Origin of the sequence: Nitrospira sp. NS4 (assembly GCF_049546785.1) — a bacterium.
GTDB lineage: Bacteria > Nitrospirota > Nitrospiria > Nitrospirales > Nitrospiraceae > Nitrospira_D.
The window spans coordinates 580859-599223 of record NZ_JBMWAN010000003.1 but is presented as its reverse complement, the minus strand read 5'-3'; the positions used below and the strand labels follow the sequence as shown (position 1 = coordinate 599223).

The following is an 18365-nucleotide window of genomic DNA, read 5'->3' as shown; positions in this document are numbered from 1 at the left end:
ATGCCGATCTATGAATACCTCTGTCTCGACTGCCGGAAACGCAGCTCGCTCCTGATCCTGAGCCTCTCGAATCCCTCACCGGCTGCCTGTAAACACTGCGGGAGCGGTCACGTCGAGCGCCTGCTGTCCCGGTTTGCCTCCCCGAAGTCCGAGGAGGCCCGCCTTGAATCGCTGGCTGATCCCAGTCACCTCGATGGCCTCGACGAAAACGACCCGCAATCGGTCGCCCGGTTCATGAAGCAGATGGGTGACGAGATGGGCGAGGAGGTAGGAGCGGATGTCGAAGCCATGATGGAGTCCGGCGAGGAAGAGGCAGGATCGGATGATACCGGTGACAGTCTATGACAGGCATTGTCATACAAATTCACTTGACATTCCCTCCCCGTTCCCTAGAATGGCCCTTAGATTCTGGAGTCTTATGACGAACAGGCCCTCTCAAAACAGGTGGGACGATGGGGACAGCCCCGAAGAGCGAATTGATGACGGTGTCGGAGACCTGTCGCTACCTGAAAATTACGACCCGCACTCTCTATCGCTATATACAGAATCGGCAGATTCCAGCCTTCAAGCTTGGGAAAGAATGGCGATTCGTACGTTCGGATCTGGAGCAGTGGATCCGCGACCGAACCAGAACCGCCCTCCCCTCGTAAATTAGGACGCGCGATGTTTGCTGGCGAGTACCACTGTAAAGTCGACGAGAAGGGCCGCTTCATCGTGCCCTCTCCGATCCGGGAGCAGATCGAGGCCGAAGGCCAGGCGGTGATGTTTCTCAAGGGGCCGGAGCAATCGCTCCTGCTCTATTCGATGAAGGAATGGGAGAAAGTCCTCGAGCGGACGCGCACCACGCTGGACGAAGACCAGAGCCGCCTGTTCATGCACTTCGTCGTCTCCGAAGCCGGCACCTCGGAAATCGACAAGACCGGACGCATTCTCATCCCCGGCCGCCTGCGAAAGCTGGTGCCTGTCGACGAGGACCTTGAGATCACCCTCGTCGGACTCTATCACCGCATGGAAATCTGGAACCCCAGTGAATGGCGCCGATTCATCGCCCGTACGGAAGACCGCTACGAACAAAACATGGCGAAGATTCAGAACCTTCTCTAAATAGCTCCATGCCGGCTGGCCGACATCGCACAGGCCCCCGCCCCTCGAAAGTCCCTATCCGGACCACTTCGTACCGACGCCCGGAGGCACCGAACTCGACGAACGGCATCCCGTCATCCCATAGCGCACACCCTCCTGTCCGCCCAAAACCGCCGCAAGCCCCGCTCCACATCCCTGCAACTGCTTCCACCATCACCGCGGAACAGCTCTGCATCACGCTGCCCGTCCCGCCAAGCATCAATCATCAATACGCCACGGTGAACGGGCGGCGTATCCTTTCGTCATCCGGGCGAGCTTTCAAACTCCATGTCGGGCAGCAACTCTGGCTCGCCCTTTCCCAATCCGCTCATAAACAGGCGTTGCTCCATCGTTTTCGCACGGAGCCCCTGGCCCTTTCCATCCGGTTCTATTTCACTTCGCCCTTGCGGCGCGATGTCGATGGCGGCCTCAAGATCGCCCAGGACGCCCTCTGTGAAGGAATCGGACTGAATGACAATCGCATCATTGAGACCCATCTTTACAAAGATCTGGACCGCACCAATCCCCGTATCGAAGTGTCGCTCTCTCTGGCTGCTCATAGCCCGCCCAAAGACTAGCCCCGGAAGACCAGTCCCGGTCGCTTTAGATTTTCTCCGCTCCGACCGATAAAGAGTCGGGTACTTTTCAGAAACATCGGCATATCCTGAACCATGGCAACCAAATCCGTTGCGACTCAACAACTGCGCGTGGGCATGTACGTAGCCAAGCTGGATGTTTCATGGTTCCGCTCACCTTTCCTGCGGCACTCGTTTCTGATCCACAGCGAGACCCAGATCGACCAACTTCGCCGGGCAGGCATCCAACGGGTTCAGATCGACCCGTCCCGCGGGGAGGATGTCGCAGCCCGGGACGAACCAAGCGCATCGGATTCTCTGCTGGCAACTATCCGGGCCTCTCTGTCCCTCACGTCCTCGCAGGGTCCGAAACCGCTTGCCCAGCTGAACGAAGAACTCGCACAAGCGAAAATAGCCTCGAAACAGCTTGAACAGTCCGTCCGCTCCGTCTTCGCGTCACTCTCCGAACGTGGTTCCCTTGACCATCGCCAGGCCGCCGACGCCGTGCGGGAAATCGCCGCCGTCACACGAACGCTTCCCCATTCAGCCATCTTCATGGCCTTAAGCAGCCAGCGGGCGGGCAACTCCTCATTCAGCCAACATGCCCTCGCTACCTGCACCTTGTCGCTGGTGATGGGACAATCCTTCGAGTACAACCCGCTTGAGCTGCAGGAATTGGCCATGGCCGCGCTGCTCCATGATATCGGGCTCCTGCAAATCCCTGCCGCCATCATTCAACGCAGCGCGAACACATCCAGTCCGTTGTCTCGACGCGAGCAACAGATTCTACAGTCCCACCCGCAATTGAGCATTCTGACGCTGGAGCGACAAGGCGGGTTTGAAACCAGGATGCTGCAGTTGATCGGAGAGCATCATGTCCGCCTCAACGGGTCGGGGTATCCTCAAGGCACCCGGGGCGAATTTACATCGGAGCGATCCCGTATCCTGATGATTGCCGACCACTATGACGAACTCATCACCGGATTCGGAGGCGCCTCGCCTCTCACCCCGCATCAAGCGCTTCAACGCCTGTATCAGGAGGCGCAAGAAGGGCTTCTCGATCGCACTATTCTGTCGAGCCTAATCAAGCTGGTCGGGATTTACCCCGTCCACAGCCGCGTCCGGCTCAACACCCAGGAACAGGCCGTCGTCACCGAATTGAATCCCTCGACGTCGCATCAACCGGTCGTCGCCATCACCCATAATCCCGGCGGAGACGAAATGCCGACCCCGCTGGTCATCGACTTGTCGGATCAGGCGACTGCCTCACCTGAACGGGCCATTGCAACCGTGATGGATACACCTGAGCCACGCCGTACCGCTCACTCCTCCCGGGCCACTTAGCCCGGGGCAGTCCGTGTCGACTGGTCTTGCCTATGGCAAGATCCAGCCTTCACCTTGTCCCCGTTGATACGTGCGGACGACTTACTCGTAGCGAAGCGCCTCGATGGGATTGAGACGCGCCGCTTTGTTGGCGGGATACAGCCCGAAGAACAAACCGACCACGAGGGAGAACAGAAACGCCGCGATCACCGTACTCCCTGAAATGATCGTCGGCCAGCCGGCGATCACGGTTGTCAGCCTGGCCCCGACAATGCCCACGATAATACCGATGGTGCCGCCCAGAAGGCTCAATGTCACCGCCTCAATCAAGAACTGGATGAGGATATGGCGCCGTTTGGCCCCGACGGCCATCCGCACGCCGATCTCTCTTGTCCGCTCCGTCACCGACACCAATAAAATATTCATGATGCCGATGCCGCCGACCAGGAGCGACACGGCCGCGATGGAGAGCAACATCACGGTCAGTGTCTCGCTGGTTCCTTCCTGCAGCTTCCCGATATCGACCTGCGTCTTGATCGTGAAGTCATCCTCTTGGTCCGGCTGCAACCGATGCCGCACCCGCAGCGCCTCGCGAATCTGCTCAACGGCGGGCGCTAAATCCTCCACGTTCTCGGTCGACGCGTAGAGTGCCCCGACGGAACCAAAAAAAGACGTGCCGAACACTTTTCGTTCCGCCGTGCTGAACGGAATGAAAATCACATCGTCTTGATCCCACCCTTCAGCCGACTGTCCTTTCGCCGTCAGCACCCCCACGACACGGAACGGGACATTCTTAATACGAATGGCGGCCCCGACCGGCTCCTCGCCCGCCTCAAACAAGTTATCCACCACCGTTTGTCCGATGATCGCGACTCGGGCGGCCGTATCCACGTCCGTTTGCGTGAAGCCCCCTCCATTCTCGAATGACCAATCGCGAATCGACAAATAACTGGGAGAGATCCCGTACACCCGGACATTCCAGTTTCGACTGCCGTTGACCACCTGCATCGCATCCCGCTTGGCCCAACCGGTGTCGCGCAGGAGGGGAGCCCGCTTTTTCAAATAGATTCCGTCGGAGACGGTGAGCGTCACCTTAGTCCCCTGGCCTCCGCGGACACCGGTAGCCGTCGTGGCGCCGGGAAGAATAATGATGACATTCGTCCCCATCGTGGCCACCTGAGCCTGAACCGCCGCTTTCGCCCCTTCGCCGATGCTGACCATCGCAATGACGGCGCCCACCCCGATCACAATCCCCAACATAGTCAGGCCGGCTCTGAGCCGGTTGCGGCTCAGAATTCGAACTGCCGTCACGATCGTGAGTAAAAGAAATGCCGGCATCAGATTCCCGCCGCAGGCGACGGCTCATTGAGCTTGGTATGACGATCTGTCAGCACCTGCCCGTCTTTAATCACCACTTCGCGCGAGGCGTATGCGGCAATGTCAGGCTCATGCGTGACGAGGATGACGGTAATCCCTTCTTCCTTATTCAACCGATCGAGAATGGTCATGATCTCCCGGCTGGATTCCGTATCGAGATTCCCGGTCGGTTCGTCGGCAAGCAGCAGTGAGGGTCTGGTCACCAACGCCCGGGCGATGGCCACTCGTTGCTGCTGTCCACCGGACAATTGCGTGGGGTAATGGTGTTCCCGGCCCTTGAGCCCCACACGTTCCAGCGCGGCCGCGGCCAGCGCGCGCTGTTCACGAAGCGGAAGTCCCCGGTAAAAGAGGGGCAGTTGCGCATTTTCCAAGGCGCTGGTGCGGGCAATCAGATTGAAGCTTTGGAATACAAACCCGATCTGCCGGTTCCGGATGTCGGCCAGTTCATCGGCCCGGAGCCTCGCGACATCGACGCCGTTCAACCAATAGTGCCCGTTCGTCGGTTGGTCGAGACAGCCCAGCATGTTCATGAGGGTTGACTTGCCGGACCCCGACGAACCCATGATCGCGACGAATTCACCCTGTTCGATCGTGAGGTTCAATCCGCGAAGCGCGTGCACCTCCACATCGCCGAGACGGTACACCTTCCACAAATCTTCACAGTGAATCAACGAGGCAGGCTGTTTTCCGTTGATTTCACCCACAGGACATACCCCTTACACAGGTTCGGGCAGGAGAGGCGTTCTCATCTTCCGCGCCAACGCGCCAGGACTCGCCTCGATCCTGCCCGATCCACGACCGGCTAGATTCCTCGATTGCGCGGACTCCTCTGCCCGCTGCTACCGAACCCCGGAGGCAGGTCACCGCCGGCCCTGGCGCCGCGCGGGACGTCCAGGCCCACAATGACCACATCGTTTTCCGTCAGTGGACCGTCGACGATCTCTGTCGCCACCCCGTCGGAAATCCCGGTTTGAATGGGCACGGGTACGAGCTCGCCGGATTCATCCTGTTTCCAGACTTTTCTGGTCGCCCCGGCCGTGTCCGCCCCGCCGGAAGAAGGAGGACGGCCGCCGGAAGGTCTTCCCTCCGCCTTTGCAGGCCGGCCTTCAGAAGAAGCTCCCTCCGCCCCTGCGCTCCTGGGGGGAGTGAATCGCAAGGCGGCGTTCGGCACCTTCAAGACCTGGTCTTTTTGCGCCACCACGATGGCCACATTCGCCGTCATTCCCGGCTTGAGCCGCAAATCCTGATTGTCCACCGCCACGACCACGTTGTAGGTGATGACGTTTTGCACATTGATCGGCGCAAGCCGGACCTGGCGAATCGTGCCGGAAAACTTCACGCCGGGATAGGCATCAACCGTAAAGGTCGCGTCTTTCCCTTCCGTCATCCCGCCGATGTCCGACTCGCTCACGTTCGTATCGACTTGCATCTTGGTGAGGTCCAGGGCGATCAAGAAAAGATTCGGCGTCGCAAAACTCGACGCGACGGTCTGGCCGACCTCCACATTTCTGGCCACCACAATCCCGTCGACCGGGGAGCGGATCACCGTATACTTGAGATCCAGGTCGGCTGAATTCAACGCCGCTTCGGCTTGTCTCACTTGAGCTTCCGCCACATGCACCTGCGCCTCCGCGCTCTGCGCATTCGTCAGCGCCACATCCACGTCGTTCTGTGAGACAAAGTTCTGGGAGATGAGCGACTTCACCCGGTCCAACTCACGCTTCCGCTGGCCCCAATCCGTCTTCGCCCGCGCGACATTGGCTCGCGCCATCTCCAGGTTACTGGCCGCCTGATCGCGGCGAGCCTTGAAAGGTTCAGGATCGATCACGGCCACCGTATCGCCCGCCTTGACCCGCGAATTGAAATCGGCATGGAGGCTCTTGATCATCCCGGAGACCTGCGTGCCCACCTGGACCGACACGACGGGATTGATGGTCCCGGTTGCGCTGACGATGGACACAACCGAGCCTCGCTCCACCGCGGCGGTGCGATACCGCACCGGTGCCTTGCGTTCCCCGTTGAAGAACACATAACCGCCGATCGCGAGCCCGATGCCCACGACACTCAAGATGATTCCGATACGCCGCATGCCCAACATTCTCTCCTAATGCCGAAAGGATTTGATCATACCAGGAAGACCGCCGGCGAATCATCCCGGGGGGAGAACGGCCCCAAAGATAGAAGGGCCGTCCTCCCTCTTCGGAGAGAACGGCCCTTGCCTGAACAACCGTCATGGCCGATCCACTACGGGCTGACGGAAATCCGATCCTTGATCATATCGAAGGTCTCCTTGGGCACCACGTTCCTCGCGACCAATTCCCCCTTCACCCGATACGGACGATTCGCCACAATCCGGTCCGCCTCCTCCTTCTTCAGTCCAAGGAAGAGAACCAGATCGCCAGCGGACGCCTTGTTCACGTTCATGGCCGCAGAGGCCGGCGCCGGAACAGCAGGCGCAGGGGCTGAACCGGGCAACGGCGCCAGGGGTGACGAAGGCGTGAGCGACGCAGCGCCCGACCGGGACTGGTCTTTGAGTTCTTTCTGATAGCGGGCGACCAGTGACTTCAGAGTTTCATTGTGCCGCTTCACATCCTCATACTCGGCCCTGAGATTCTTATTCTGAGCGGACAACGCTTTGACCTTGTCCTCAAGCTCCTTTGTCCGTGCATCGATGGCCGCGCGCTCCTTATCCCGCCCGTGTTCGATCCGTTGGAGTTCATCCCGCGCCGCCTGTGCTTCATTGCCGATCTTCGCGTTCAGGTCCTTCAGGGTTTTGACCTGCTGCTCCATCACGTTCTTCTGCTGGCGCGTCTTCTCCAATTCCATCTTGACCGCGTCCGCCTCAGCCACCGCATCTTCGTACTTTTTCGTGGTCACGCATCCACTGGCCAGGATCGCACCGACCAAGATGACCGACATCATCCACTCCCGTCTCATACGAACCTCCCCATCTCGGAATAATCAAGCATTTCGTGAGATCGAACCAGGCAGCCCCTCGCCGCACTGCTCCTGACAGACGGTACTCGATCGCCGTGCCTGAATTGTGTGTATGCCAACGACCTTTCATTGTCAACAGATTTGCGCTTGCCGGCACACGCAGCTCCACTTACGGGAAAACAAGACGCGAGCAAACGCAGCGCTTACTTGACGGGCACGAGCCGCTCTGTGATGATCGCAGGATATCATCGATAGCCGAACCTTCATCCATCATAAAGGACAACCATGTCTGAATGGGGCCCCGCGCTGGCGGTCATTCTGGGAGTTGTGGAAGGCCTGACCGAATTCCTGCCGGTCTCCTCGACGGGCCATCTGATTCTTGTCGGCCACGCGCTCGGCTTCACCGGGGATACCGCAGCCAATGCCGAGATCTCGATTCAACTCGGCGCCATTCTGGCCGTCATCGTCTTTGAACGTGAGAAAATCGGCCGGTTGATCTCCGGCGCATGGCAGGAACAGGCGGCGTTGCACCAACTGCGCCGCACCGGCCGGCACAAGACCTGGATGGCGTTGCTGTCGGCGTCCATGCAGGCACATCCCAGCCTCTGGTTTGTCATCGGCCTCGGCATCGCCTTTCTCCCTGCCGCCACGGTCGGATTCCTCGCCCACGGCTGGATCAAATCCGCACTCTTTACCCCGCAGACGGTCGCGGCAACCTCAATCATCGGCGGCATCATCATTCTGCTGGTCGAAGCCCGCCAACGGCCGAGCCGCACCACCCAGCTTGACCACATCCCCGTCCGGTCGGCATTCTGGGTCGGCGTGGCGCAATGTGCATCGCTGATTCCCGGCATGTCCCGGTCCGGCTCGACCATCATCGGCGGGCTGCTGGCCGGCCTCGACCGGAAAGTGGCGACGGAATACTCCTTCTTTCTGGCGCTCCCGACCATCATCGCCGCGACCGCCTATCAGATGCTCAAAGCCACGGCGACCTTTACACAAGATGACTACGTGGCCCTCGGCATCGGGCTGGTCGTCTCATTCCTGGTCGCCTGGGCGGTCATCGCCGCTTTCCTCACCTACGTGCAGCGACACACTTTGCGTGTCTTCGCCTATTACCGGATTATCCTCGGCATCCTGGTCTTTATTGTCTTTCACTGATGAAGAACAGACAGGGGTGCGACAGCGCCACCTGGGGACCGGGCGGAAAGAGCCGTGCTATCGAGCAAACGGCCGGCAGGGATTCAGAGAGACAGGCAGGGTATGTCCCTCCTGTTTACGTGCGGGGGGGCTGCACCGAATGGTGCTCCGGCATGACAGGCGGAACGTCCTTCTTTTCAAACATGAAGTGGATGACGAGAAAGACCACGCCTACGGTAATCGCCGAATCGGCCACGTTGAAAGCCGGCCAATGGTAGTCGTTGACGTAGACATCGAGAAAGTCGATTACCTCGCCATAGCGCATGCGGTCGATCAGGTTGCCCACCGCGCCGCCTAAGATCGACGACACGCTCAGACGTCCCATCCACTCCTGCTCCGGCATCCGATACAGGATCGACCCCAGCAGCACCAGCGCAAAGAGCGAGGTGAGGCCGAAGAAGACCATCCGGAACGCGTTGCTGCTCCCGGCCAGCAACCCGAACGCGGCGCCAGGGTTGCGGATATATGTGAGGCTGAACAGATTAGGAATGACCGGGATGGATTCATGCAGCCGCATCGTCTGCATGATATGCAGCTTCGTGAGTTGGTCGGTCAGAACCACGCCGCCCGTCAGCGCTGCCAGCACCAGATTCCGCAGGAGTGCCCCGCTCACCGGATCGCCTCCACACAACGGTCGCAGAGCGTCGGATGGTCAGGAAACGTGCCTACGGCTTCTCGATAGTTCCAACAGCGCTCGCATTTGCCCGCTTGCGACTTCGATACCACCACACGGACATCGCCGCTGAGGGCGGGGTTCTCCGTGAGTACGACCTGGGAGACAATACACAACGCGCTCAGGTCGCGCTGATATCCATTCAAGAACGTAAATGATTCGCCGCCAGCTTCGATCCGGACGTGCGCCTCAAGCGACGAACCGATCACTTTATCTCGCCGGCTGCCCTCCAAAACGCCCTGGACCTGCGTGCGATATTGCAGCAGCCGCTCCCATTGCTCCGCCAGTTTTGGATCAGCCCACACCGGATTGACCTCAGGGAACGATGCCAGGTGCACGCTCTTTGTCTCCATGCCGCCGGGCACCTGCATGGAAAGAGTCCTCCAAATTTCCTCCGCCGTGAAGCTCAATACCGGCGCCATCAGTTTGGTCATCGCCAGGAGGATATCGTACAAGACGGTCTGAGAACCGCGCCGGACTAGCGAATCAGTCCGGAACGTATAGAGCCGGTCCTTTAGAATATCCAGATACACCGCGCTCAGATCCACCGAGCAGAAATTGTTCAGGGCATGGAAGATCGCGTGGAACTCAAAGTCCTCATATGACTGCCTGACCTTGGGGATCAGTTCGCCCAAACGCATGAGCGCCCATCGATCCAACTCCGGCAATTGATCATAGGATACCCGATGTTTCGCCGGATCGAAGTCGTAGAGGTTGCTCAGGAGGAAGCGGCTGGTGTTCCTGATCTTCCGATACGCTTCGATGAGATGATTCAAAATCTCCTGCGAGATGCGGAGATCTTCGCGATAGTCCTGAGCCGAGACCCACAAGCGAAGAATTTCCGCGCCGGATTGCTTGATGACATCCTGCGGCGCAACGACGTTGCCCGCCGACTTGGACATCTTCTTCCCTTGCCCGTCGACGACGAAGCCGTGCGTCAACACTGATTTGTACGGTGCCCTCCGATCCGTCGTGACGCCAGCCAGCAAGGCGCTGTGAAACCACCCGCGATGCTGATCCGACCCTTCGAGATAGAGATCGGCCGGCCACCACTTCCGGGGCTTCAATACCGCCGCATAGCTCACGCCGGACTCGAACCACACATCCAGAATGTCTTTTTCTTTCTCAAACGAAGCCCCGCCGCATTTCGAACACGTCGTGCCGGAAGGCAACAAGTCGGCGGCCGACCGTTGGAACCAGACGTCGGCTCCTTCCTGTTCCATCAACGAGGCGATGTGGTCAATGTGCCGCGGCTCCGCCAGGACAGATCGGCAGCCGGTGCACATAAAACCGGGAATCGGCACGCCCCAGACTCGTTGCCGGGAGAGGCACCAGTCAGGCCGGTTCTCGATCATGCCGTTGATGCGATCGCGGCCATAGGCGGGAATCCACTTAACGCGCCCGATCTCTGCCAAAGCTTCCTGGCGCAGATCGTTCGTCTCCATCGAGACGAACCACTGTTCGGTCGCCCGGAAAATGACGGGGCTCTTGCAGCGCCAACAGTGCGGATAGGAATGGTTCAGCGCCTCGTGGCCCAGCAGACGGCCGTTGGCCTGCAGATATTCGACGATCTTCGGATTCGCCTTGAAGACATGTTGCCCCGCGAATTCCTTCACCACGTCCGTAAACCGCCCGCCGTTGTCGACCGGCGCGAGAATCTCCAGCTTTTCTCCCGCCGACGCCTCGGCATTGTGGTTGAGGACGAGGATGTAGTCCTCCATGCCGTGACCGGGCGCGATATGCACGCAGCCGGTTCCCTGCTCAAGCGTCACGAAGTCGCCGAGCAGAATCGGTGACAAGCCGGTCGAAAGAGGCCGTTGCGTTTCCAGGCCCTCGAACCCTTCGCCGCCCTTCTTCACCCCCAACACCCGATAGCCTTCGAGCTTGCAGGCTTTCGCCGCCGTCTCCAGAAGCTTCTCGGCGATGATCAAGATTTCGTCTCCGACCTGCACGAAAGCGTAGTCGAAATCGCGGTGGAGACAGACCGCTTGATTGGCCGGCAGGGTCCAGGGCGTGGTCGTCCAGATGACGACCGACACCAGCTTGATCCCGTCAGGAAAAACAATGCCGGGAAACGTGGCGCTCAACACGGTCGGCGACGTGACCACCGGAAACTTCACATAGACGGAGGGCGATGTATGGTTGTCGTACTCCACTTCCGCTTCGGCCAGGGCGGTCTGGTCCTGCGTGCACCAGAGCACCGGCTTAAGCCCTTTATAGACACCGCCCCGTTCGACGAACTTGCCGAACTCGCGAATGATCGAGGCTTCATAAGACGGTGTCATGGTGAGATAGGGCTGCTGCCACTCGCCCAACACACCAAGCCGCTGAAACTCCTCGCGCTGGATCGCAACGTATTTCTCAGCATACTCGCGGCAGAGCTTGCGGATGGCGGAGGCGTCCAAATCCTTCTTCTTGTCGCCCAACTCCTTCATCACCTGATGTTCGATCGGGAGACCGTGGCAATCCCACCCCGGCACGTACGGAGCCTGATAGCCCGCCATGGTCTTGGACTTGATGATGATGTCTTTCAGAATCTTGTTCAGCGCGTGGCCGATATGAATGCGCCCGTTCGCATAGGGAGGGCCGTCATGCAGCACATAGCGCGGCCGCCCCTTGCCCGCGTCCTGGATTTGCTCGTACAGCTTTTCCTGCTCCCACCAGGCCAGCATCTCCGGCTCCCGCTGCGGCAGGTTGGCCTTCATGGGGAAATCCGTCTTGGGCAGATTCAGTGTGGCTTTGTAGTCCATCGGTCAAATCCAATAACTCAGGCCAGGGGATTGTGGCACGGCGGCGAGAGGGAATTTACAGGAGGGAAGAACCGGTAGCAATCTCAATTTTGTCGTTGTTCATAGTCTCCTCTTACCCCGAGCCTCGGGCCACCCGCCGGATACTCAACTAATGGCCATCATCCTGTCTAAAGCGACCTTCGCCCAGCGCTTGTCTTCGTCCGGCACCACGATGTGGTTGACGACGTGGCCGTCGGCGAGATTCTCCATGGCCCAGCAGAGATGCGGGGCATCGATCCGGAACATGGTGGCGCACTGACAGACGGTCGATGACAGGAAGAAGACCTTCTTGTCCCTGAGTTCGTGCTTCAGGCGATTCACCAGATTGAGTTCCGTCCCTACCGCCCAGGTCGTCCCGGCCGGCGCGGCGGTCACCGTCTTGATAATGAATTCGGTGGACCCGATCAGATCGGCTTTGTTGACCACATCCTCATGACATTCGGGGTGCACGATGACCTTGCCGTCCGGATACTGCTTGCGGAAATTGTCCACATGCACCGGCTGAAACATCTGGTGCACGCTGCAATGGCCCTTCCACAAAATGAGCTTGGCCCGCTTGATGGCCTCGCGGGTGTTGCCTCCGTTCGGCTGATAGGGGTCCCAGACGATCATCTGCTCACGCGTGATGCCCATCCTGTTAGCCGTGTTCCGGCCCAGGTGCTCATCGGGGAAGAAGAGAATCTTCTCGCGCCGCGCCCAACTCCATTCGATCACCGCCCTGGCGTTGGACGATGTGCAGGTAATCCCGCCGTGCTCGCCGCAAAAGGCCTTGAGCACCGCCGCGCTATTCACATACACAGCCGGCATCACCGTTTCCTCGACCGGAATCACCCGGCCCAACGCTTCCCAGCATTGATCGACCTGCTCAATCGCCGCCATATCGGCCATGGAGCAACCGGCTGCCATGTCGGGCAGGATCACCGTCTGATTCGACCGGCTGAGAATGTCCGCCGTTTCGGCCATGAAATGGACACCGCAGAAGACGATATAGGGCCGCTCCGAACGCTCCGCCGCCAGCTTCGCGAGCAAGAGAGAATCGCCACGGAAGTCGGCATGTTGAATGACTTCATCCCGTTGATAGTTATGGCCGAGAATCATCACGCGATCACCAAGCGCACGTTTGGCCTCAACCGTCCGCCGAAGGAGTTCGTCGGACGACAGGTTCTGATAGTCGGTGATCGGTCTCGGAAGCGTTGATACAGATTTCACAGTGCCCTCGGCAAAAATAGAAGTCGTTCATTCTACGATAGCCCCTCCCCACAATCAATGAACGGCCCGGCCGGAAGAGGGCCTAGCCACGCAGGCCACCCGGCGCCTCACCTGCTAGGCCTAATAGCCCGTTGACAACGGGGGAGGCCGGGCATACGATCTTCACTGTAGCTAGGGGAGCCAGATGGCTGAGAGTCCGTGAAGTCGGACGACCCTCACAACCTGACCTGGGTAATACCAGCGTAGGGAAGCCGGCACCAGCGGTCTTCGTGAGCACTCAGCCGTACCTCCCCAAGTGGTACGGCTTTTTTATTGTTCGGTCACCGCGACGTTCACGATGGCGAGAAAGGACCCGACCATGAGCGAATACAATGGATCGAATGGCGATGGGAAGAAGGCGGCCTCCACGACGTTGACGACCGCCCCCTTCCCGGCTTCGCGGAAGGTCTACATCAACGGCGCCCAGCCGGGTGTGCAGGTGCCGATGCGGGAAATCAGCCTGAGCCCGACCAAGTCGATGAACGGCGGGACGCCGACGCCCAACGAACCGGTCACCGTCTACGATACCTCAGGCCCCTACACCGATCCCTCGGTCACGATCGACGTGCGCGCCGGGCTCGCGCCGCTCCGCCGCCCCTGGATCCTCGGCCGGCAGGATGTCGAACAGCTCTCCGATATCACCTCGCAATTCGGCCGCATGCGCGCCGCGGACTCCAAGCTGGACGAACTCCGCTTCCAGCACATTCGCAAACCCCTGCGCGCGAAAGCCGGCATGAACGTCACCCAGATCCACTATGCCCGCAAAGGCATCGTGACCCCGGAGATGGAATTCATCGCCATTCGCGAAAACCAGTCGCGCGAGGTCGCGCGCGAATTAGCGGAGCGGAACGGCAAGGGCGGAGGCGTGACACAGCATCCCGGGCAATCCTGGGGCGCCAATATTCCTCCTGCTATTACTCCGGAGTTCGTGCGCGACGAAGTGGCCCGCGGTCGCGCGATCATCCCGGCGAATATCAACCATCCAGAAAGCGAGCCGATGATCATCGGCCGGAACTTCCTGGTCAAGATCAACTCGAACATCGGCAATTCGGCGGTCGCCTCGTCGATCGAGGAAGAAGTCGAAAAGATGATCTGGTCGATCCGCTGGGGCGCCGACACGGTGATGGACCTCTCGACCGGCAAGAACATCCACGAAACGCGCGAATGGATCATCCGCAATTCGCCCGTGCCCATCGGCACCGTGCCCATCTACCAGGCGCTCGAAAAGGTCGGCGGCAAGGCCGAAGACCTGACCTGGGAGATCTTCCGCGATACCCTGATCGAACAGGCCGAGCAGGGCGTGGACTACTTCACCATCCACGCCGGGGTGCGGCTGGCCTACGTGCCGATGACCGCGAAGCGCATGACCGGGATCGTCTCACGCGGCGGATCCATCCATGCCAAGTGGTGCCTGGCGCATCATCAAGAGAACTTCGCCTATACACACTTCGAGGAAATCTGCGAGATCATGAAGGCCTACGACGTGTCCTTCAGTCTCGGCGACGGACTCCGTCCCGGCTCCATCGCCGATGCCAACGACGAAGGCCAGTTCGCGGAACTGGAAACGCTGGGTGAGCTGACGAAGATCGCCTGGAAGCACGACGTGCAGGTGATGATCGAGGGGCCCGGCCACGTGCCGATGCACATGATCCAGGTCAACATGGAAAAACAGCTCAAGGAATGCCACGAGGCGCCCTTCTATACGCTCGGTCCGCTGACGACCGACATCGCGCCTGGCTACGACCACATCACCTCCGGCATCGGTGCCGCGATGATCGGCTGGTACGGCTGCGCGATGCTCTGCTACGTCACGCCGAAAGAACATCTCGGCCTGCCGGACCGGGAGGACGTGAAGACCGGCGTCATCACCTATAAAATTGCCGCTCATGCGGCGGACCTGGCGAAGGGTCATCCAGGCGCACAGATCCGAGACAATGCCCTTTCCAAGGCCCGCTTCGAATTCCGGTGGGAGGATCAATTCCATCTCTCGCTCGATCCGGACACGGCCAAGGAGTTCCACGACGAGACCCTGCCGGACAACGCCGCCAAGGTCTCGCACTTCTGCAGCATGTGCGGCCCGCATTTCTGTTCCATGAAGATCACCCAGGACGTGCGCGACTATGCCTCGCAGTTACAGGTGGATGAACAGAAGGCGATCCAAATCGGCATGAAGGAAAAGGCCGAAGAGTTCAAGAAGACCGGTTCCGAGATTTACCGATAGGAGCACCCATGGCAAAGCCAAGACCCGCGCCGTTGCGCGAACGAGATATCACCCGGCAGATTGCGCGGGAATACTATAAAGAGTTCGATTCCCTCATCGAGAGCGACGTGATCATCGTCGGAGCCGGGCCATCCGGCCTGATCTGCGCCCATGACCTCGCCAAAATGGGCTTCCGCACATTAATTCTCGAACAGAGCCTCGCCCTCGGCGGCGGATTCTGGCACGGCGGCTATTTGATGAACAAAGCCACCATCTGCGAACCGGCCAATGAAATCCTCGAAGAGATCGGCGTCCCCTGCAAGAAGATCAAGGAGTGCGAAGGGATGTACATGGTCGATCCCCCGCACGCCACCGGCGCGCTGATCGCAGCGGCCTATGGAGCCGGAGCAAAAGTGTTGAACCTCACCCGCGTGGTGGATTTGATCTTGCGCCGGGACGGCATCCTCGAAGGCGTCGTCGTGAACAACACCACCGCTGAGATGGCGGGACACGACATCATCCATGTCGATCCCATCGCGCTGGAGAGCAAGATCGTGGTGGATGCGACGGGACATGACGCCATCGTCGTGGAACTGCTGCACAAGCGCAATCTCTACAAGTCCGTTCCCGGAAACGGCGCCATGTGGGTCTCACGGTCCGAGGAAGAAGTGATGGACCGGACCGGCGAGGTCTACCCCAACTGCTTCGTCATCGGGCTGGCCGTCGCCGCCGTGTACGGCACCCCGCGCATGGGCCCGGCCTTCGGCTCGATGCTGCTCTCCGGACGTTACGGCGCGGAACTGATCAAGAAGAAACTGAAGCAGGAGTAGGAGCGTATAGCAGATAGCGAATGGCTGATAGGACGGACTCGGAAATTCCGGGCCGCTATGAGCTATAAGCCATCAGCTCTTGGCACCACACATGGATGTACAAGACTTTTTAGAACAAGGCCAAGGCCGAGAAGAAGATAAACGCGAAGCGTGGCAGCTCTTCCAGCAGGCCTACGAACGCCAGATGAAGGGCGAATTGGAAGAGGCCGTGAACCTCTACAAGAAGTCGCTGGACGCCCACCCGACCGCCGAGGCGCATACGTTCCTGGGATGGACCTACAGCTTTATGGGACGGCTCGACGAAGCCATCGAGGAATGCCATAAAGCCATCGCGCAAGATCCTGACTTCGGCAATCCCTACAACGACATTGGCGCGTATCTTATTGAAAAGGGCGAATTCGACGAAGCCATCGTCTGGTTTAAGAAAGCCATGCAGGCGCGGCGGTATGAAAGTCCGGCCTTCCCTCACCTGAACCTCGGCCGCGTCTACGAAAAGAAGGGCCTGTGGACCGAAGCCATCGATGCCTACAAGCAGGCTCTCGCACTCAACCCCAACTATGCCCTGGCCAAGAAATCGCTCGGACGCCTGATCAGTTCCCTGAATTAGGAGCCTATGGAAACAAGCGAACCGACGGTTCTCGTCGCCGTCACCGATATTTTCTTCTACACCAAGGTACGAGATGCCCTGAAGGTTGGCTATCGACTGGAGAAAGCCCGGACCCAGCAGGATATCGCCGAAAAGACAACAACCACAGCACCGGCGGTCGTAATTCTGGACATGAACGATCTGACCCTCGATGCGTTTCAGGCCATCGAAACACTGAAAGCCGATCCCCGGTCAAAGTCCATTCCCATCCTCGCCTATGCGAACCATGAAGAAGTCGACACCTGGAACAGAGCCAAGGCGCTGGGCGTGACGAAGATCGTCTCCCGCAACGAATTCTCGGCCAGGACCAAAGATCTGGTCGACGAGGTACAGAAGGGCGTCCGATGAAACAATCCCGTCTCCATGCACATCATGTTCAACTCGGCGCGACATTCGAAGAAGTCGCCGGCTGGGAGATGCCCGCCCATTACGGAGACTGGCGAGCGGAATACCAGGCGGTCCGTCAGGCCGTCGGAGTCGCCGACCTGTCTCATCGCGGCAAGGTCCGGGTCACCGGCGACGACCGGGTGAAGTGGCTTCAGAGCGTCATCAGCAACGATATCCTCCCGCTCAAGCCTGGCCAGGGCAGCTACTCCAGTTTCCTCACGCACAAAGGCAAGATGCTGACCTACTTCCGTGTCTATCTGCAGACGGACGCCGTCATGCTCGAAGACGTCGGAGAAATCGGTGACGCGACCCACGCCGCGCTCAGAAAGTTTCTGCTCTACGGCACGAAAGCCAAGATGGAGAACTGCGCAGAGAGTTGGGGGTTGCTTCTGGTCAGCGGGCCCAAGGCGGTACAGACGGTCAAAACCGCCTTCGGTGTGGACTGCGGCGATCTGAAACCCGTGAATTTCGTGACAGCTCAGATCGGTGGGCATCAGGCCCTGGTTATGCGCACGGAGGAGACCGGCGAGGTCGACCTGGAAATTCTGCTTCCGGCCGACGGAGTTGTCTCAGCCTGGAACGGCCTTATGGAGGCTGGCGCACAATTCGGCATCAAGCCGGTCGGCAGTCAGGCCCGCGAAGCCTTGCGGATGGAAGCCGGCATACCGAAAGCGGGGCCGGAACTGAACGAAGAAATTGTACCGCCCGAAGCCAACCTGGAAGGCAAAGCCTTCAGCCTGAGCAAGGGCTGCTATCCCGGGCAGGAAGTCGTGGCCCGGATGGATACCTACGGCAACGTCCGCCGGCACCTGGTGGGCCTGCTCGTCACAGGATCGGTGGTTCCGCCTAAGGGAGCCAAGCTGTTTAGCGGAGACCGTGAAGTAGGGTGGATCAGCAGCGCAACCTTCTCCCCGCAGCAAAACGCCGTCATCGCCTTTGGCTTCCCGCTCCGCGACTTCTCCGCTCCGAATACTGCGCTCTCAATAGAGATCGACGGAAAGAAGTGTGACGCGACGGTACAGGCGTTACCCTTCTACCGCCGCGCCTAACTCCAGGCC

The 18365-nt window shown here is 59.6% G+C and carries 18 protein-coding genes and 1 riboswitch; of the genes, 11 read left to right on the top strand and 7 right to left on the bottom strand.

The features are described from left to right. The 5 genes from ACO9S2_RS11585 to ACO9S2_RS11565 all read left to right on the top strand — a co-directional run bounded on the left by ACO9S2_RS11585 (position 1) and on the right by ACO9S2_RS11565 (position 3041). Positions 1-345, top strand: coding sequence for an FmdB family zinc ribbon protein (locus ACO9S2_RS11585; RefSeq protein ID WP_423722352.1), 345 nt, complete (start codon positions 1-3; stop codon positions 343-345). Between the two features lie 107 nt (positions 346-452). Further along, positions 453-650, top strand: a complete 198-nt coding sequence (locus tag ACO9S2_RS11580; RefSeq protein ID WP_423722350.1) for a helix-turn-helix domain-containing protein — start codon at positions 453-455, stop codon at positions 648-650. Positions 651-663: 13 nt separating this feature from the next. Continuing rightward, on the top strand, positions 664-1104 hold the full coding sequence (locus ACO9S2_RS11575) for a division/cell wall cluster transcriptional repressor MraZ (protein ID WP_423722348.1): 441 nt from the start codon (positions 664-666) through the stop codon (positions 1102-1104). Then, positions 1032-1700: a RusA family crossover junction endodeoxyribonuclease gene (locus ACO9S2_RS11570; protein ID WP_423722346.1), complete on the top strand. Its 669-nt coding sequence runs from the start codon at positions 1032-1034 to the stop codon at positions 1698-1700. The genes ACO9S2_RS11575 and ACO9S2_RS11570 overlap by 73 nt, the downstream gene beginning before the upstream one ends. Positions 1701-1793: 93 nt before the next feature. Beyond that, on the top strand, positions 1794-3041 hold the full coding sequence (locus ACO9S2_RS11565) for an HD-GYP domain-containing protein (protein ID WP_423722345.1): 1248 nt from the start codon (positions 1794-1796) through the stop codon (positions 3039-3041). Between the two features lie 81 nt (positions 3042-3122). Here ACO9S2_RS11565 and ACO9S2_RS11560 read toward each other — a convergent pair whose 3' ends face one another. The 4 genes from ACO9S2_RS11560 to ACO9S2_RS11545 all read right to left on the bottom strand — a co-directional run bounded on the left by ACO9S2_RS11560 (position 3123) and on the right by ACO9S2_RS11545 (position 7334). Continuing rightward, a complete protein-coding gene (locus ACO9S2_RS11560) occupies positions 3123-4358 on the bottom strand; it encodes an ABC transporter permease (RefSeq protein WP_423722344.1) in 1236 nt (411 codons plus the stop codon). Then, the gene (locus tag ACO9S2_RS11555; protein WP_423722502.1) at positions 4358-5092 is read right to left on the bottom strand and encodes an ABC transporter ATP-binding protein; all 735 of its coding nucleotides are present in this window, start codon (positions 5090-5092) and stop codon (positions 4358-4360) included. Before ACO9S2_RS11555 ends, ACO9S2_RS11560 begins: the two co-directional genes overlap by 1 nt. A 107-nt stretch (positions 5093-5199) precedes the next feature. Further along, positions 5200-6486 (bottom strand): efflux RND transporter periplasmic adaptor subunit, encoded by a 1287-nt coding sequence (locus tag ACO9S2_RS11550; RefSeq protein WP_423722342.1) that lies wholly within the window; start codon positions 6484-6486, stop codon positions 5200-5202. 155 nt (positions 6487-6641) lie between these two features. Then, positions 6642-7334, bottom strand: a complete 693-nt coding sequence (locus ACO9S2_RS11545) for a hypothetical protein (RefSeq protein WP_423722341.1) — start codon at positions 7332-7334, stop codon at positions 6642-6644. A 285-nt stretch (positions 7335-7619) separates the two neighbouring features. Here ACO9S2_RS11545 and ACO9S2_RS11540 point away from each other — a divergent pair, with 285 nt between their 5' ends. Next, positions 7620-8495, top strand: coding sequence for an undecaprenyl-diphosphate phosphatase (locus tag ACO9S2_RS11540; protein WP_423722339.1), 876 nt, complete (start codon positions 7620-7622; stop codon positions 8493-8495). Between the two features lie 115 nt (positions 8496-8610). Here the strand turns inward: ACO9S2_RS11540 and lspA are convergent, their stop codons facing one another. The 3 genes from lspA to nadA all read right to left on the bottom strand — a co-directional run bounded on the left by lspA (position 8611) and on the right by nadA (position 13205). Beyond that, positions 8611-9147, bottom strand: coding sequence for a signal peptidase II (gene lspA / locus ACO9S2_RS11535; RefSeq protein ID WP_423722337.1), 537 nt, complete (start codon positions 9145-9147; stop codon positions 8611-8613). Then, complete coding sequence (gene ileS / locus ACO9S2_RS11530) at positions 9144-11957, bottom strand: isoleucine--tRNA ligase (protein WP_423722336.1); 2814 nt, start codon at positions 11955-11957, stop codon at positions 9144-9146. Before ileS ends, lspA begins: the two co-directional genes overlap by 4 nt. 144 nt (positions 11958-12101) lie before the next feature. After that, on the bottom strand, positions 12102-13205 hold the full coding sequence (nadA, locus tag ACO9S2_RS11525; protein ID WP_423722334.1) for a quinolinate synthase NadA: 1104 nt from the start codon (positions 13203-13205) through the stop codon (positions 12102-12104). Positions 13206-13368: 163 nt separating this feature from the next. After that, positions 13369-13471: riboswitch (TPP riboswitch) on the top strand. A gap of 92 nt (positions 13472-13563) precedes the next feature. Between nadA and thiC the strand changes: the two genes are divergently transcribed. The 5 genes from thiC to ACO9S2_RS11500 all read left to right on the top strand — a co-directional run bounded on the left by thiC (position 13564) and on the right by ACO9S2_RS11500 (position 18356). Continuing rightward, a complete protein-coding gene (gene thiC / locus ACO9S2_RS11520) occupies positions 13564-15465 on the top strand; it encodes a phosphomethylpyrimidine synthase ThiC (protein ID WP_423722332.1) in 1902 nt (633 codons plus the stop codon). An 8-nt stretch (positions 15466-15473) separates the two neighbouring features. After that, the gene (locus tag ACO9S2_RS11515; protein ID WP_423722331.1) at positions 15474-16274 is read left to right on the top strand and encodes a sulfide-dependent adenosine diphosphate thiazole synthase; all 801 of its coding nucleotides are present in this window, start codon (positions 15474-15476) and stop codon (positions 16272-16274) included. Positions 16275-16365: 91 nt separating this feature from the next. Beyond that, positions 16366-16881: a tetratricopeptide repeat protein gene (locus ACO9S2_RS11510; RefSeq protein ID WP_423722329.1), complete on the top strand. Its 516-nt coding sequence runs from the start codon at positions 16366-16368 to the stop codon at positions 16879-16881. A gap of 6 nt (positions 16882-16887) precedes the next feature. Beyond that, on the top strand, positions 16888-17268 hold the full coding sequence (locus tag ACO9S2_RS11505) for a response regulator (protein ID WP_423722327.1): 381 nt from the start codon (positions 16888-16890) through the stop codon (positions 17266-17268). Beyond that, positions 17265-18356 carry an aminomethyltransferase family protein gene (locus ACO9S2_RS11500; protein ID WP_423722325.1) on the top strand — a complete coding sequence of 364 codons (1092 nt, stop codon included), beginning with the start codon at positions 17265-17267 and terminating at the stop codon, positions 18354-18356. The genes ACO9S2_RS11505 and ACO9S2_RS11500 overlap by 4 nt, the downstream gene beginning before the upstream one ends. The last annotated feature ends 9 nt before the right edge of the window (positions 18357-18365 follow it).

Coding starts and splice junctions, on each gene's coding strand:
- ACO9S2_RS11575 (WP_423722348.1), top strand. CDS start 664: ATGTTTGCTGGCGAGTACCACTGTAAAGTCGACGAGAAGGGCCGCTTC.
- thiC (WP_423722332.1), top strand. CDS start 13,564: ATGAGCGAATACAATGGATCGAATGGCGATGGGAAGAAGGCGGCCTCC.
- ACO9S2_RS11585 (WP_423722352.1), top strand. CDS start 1: ATGCCGATCTATGAATACCTCTGTCTCGACTGCCGGAAACGCAGCTCG.
- ACO9S2_RS11540 (WP_423722339.1), top strand. CDS start 7,620: ATGTCTGAATGGGGCCCCGCGCTGGCGGTCATTCTGGGAGTTGTGGAA.
- ACO9S2_RS11560 (WP_423722344.1), bottom strand. CDS start 4,358: ATGCCGGCATTTCTTTTACTCACGATCGTGACGGCAGTTCGAATTCTG.
- ACO9S2_RS11580 (WP_423722350.1), top strand. CDS start 453: ATGGGGACAGCCCCGAAGAGCGAATTGATGACGGTGTCGGAGACCTGT.
- ACO9S2_RS11500 (WP_423722325.1), top strand. CDS start 17,265: ATGAAACAATCCCGTCTCCATGCACATCATGTTCAACTCGGCGCGACA.
- ACO9S2_RS11515 (WP_423722331.1), top strand. CDS start 15,474: ATGGCAAAGCCAAGACCCGCGCCGTTGCGCGAACGAGATATCACCCGG.
- ACO9S2_RS11545 (WP_423722341.1), bottom strand. CDS start 7,334: ATGAGACGGGAGTGGATGATGTCGGTCATCTTGGTCGGTGCGATCCTG.
- ACO9S2_RS11570 (WP_423722346.1), top strand. CDS start 1,032: ATGGCGCCGATTCATCGCCCGTACGGAAGACCGCTACGAACAAAACAT.
- ACO9S2_RS11565 (WP_423722345.1), top strand. CDS start 1,794: ATGGCAACCAAATCCGTTGCGACTCAACAACTGCGCGTGGGCATGTAC.
- ACO9S2_RS11510 (WP_423722329.1), top strand. CDS start 16,366: ATGGATGTACAAGACTTTTTAGAACAAGGCCAAGGCCGAGAAGAAGAT.
- ACO9S2_RS11505 (WP_423722327.1), top strand. CDS start 16,888: ATGGAAACAAGCGAACCGACGGTTCTCGTCGCCGTCACCGATATTTTC.
- ileS (WP_423722336.1), bottom strand. CDS start 11,957: ATGGACTACAAAGCCACACTGAATCTGCCCAAGACGGATTTCCCCATG.
- ACO9S2_RS11550 (WP_423722342.1), bottom strand. CDS start 6,486: ATGCGGCGTATCGGAATCATCTTGAGTGTCGTGGGCATCGGGCTCGCG.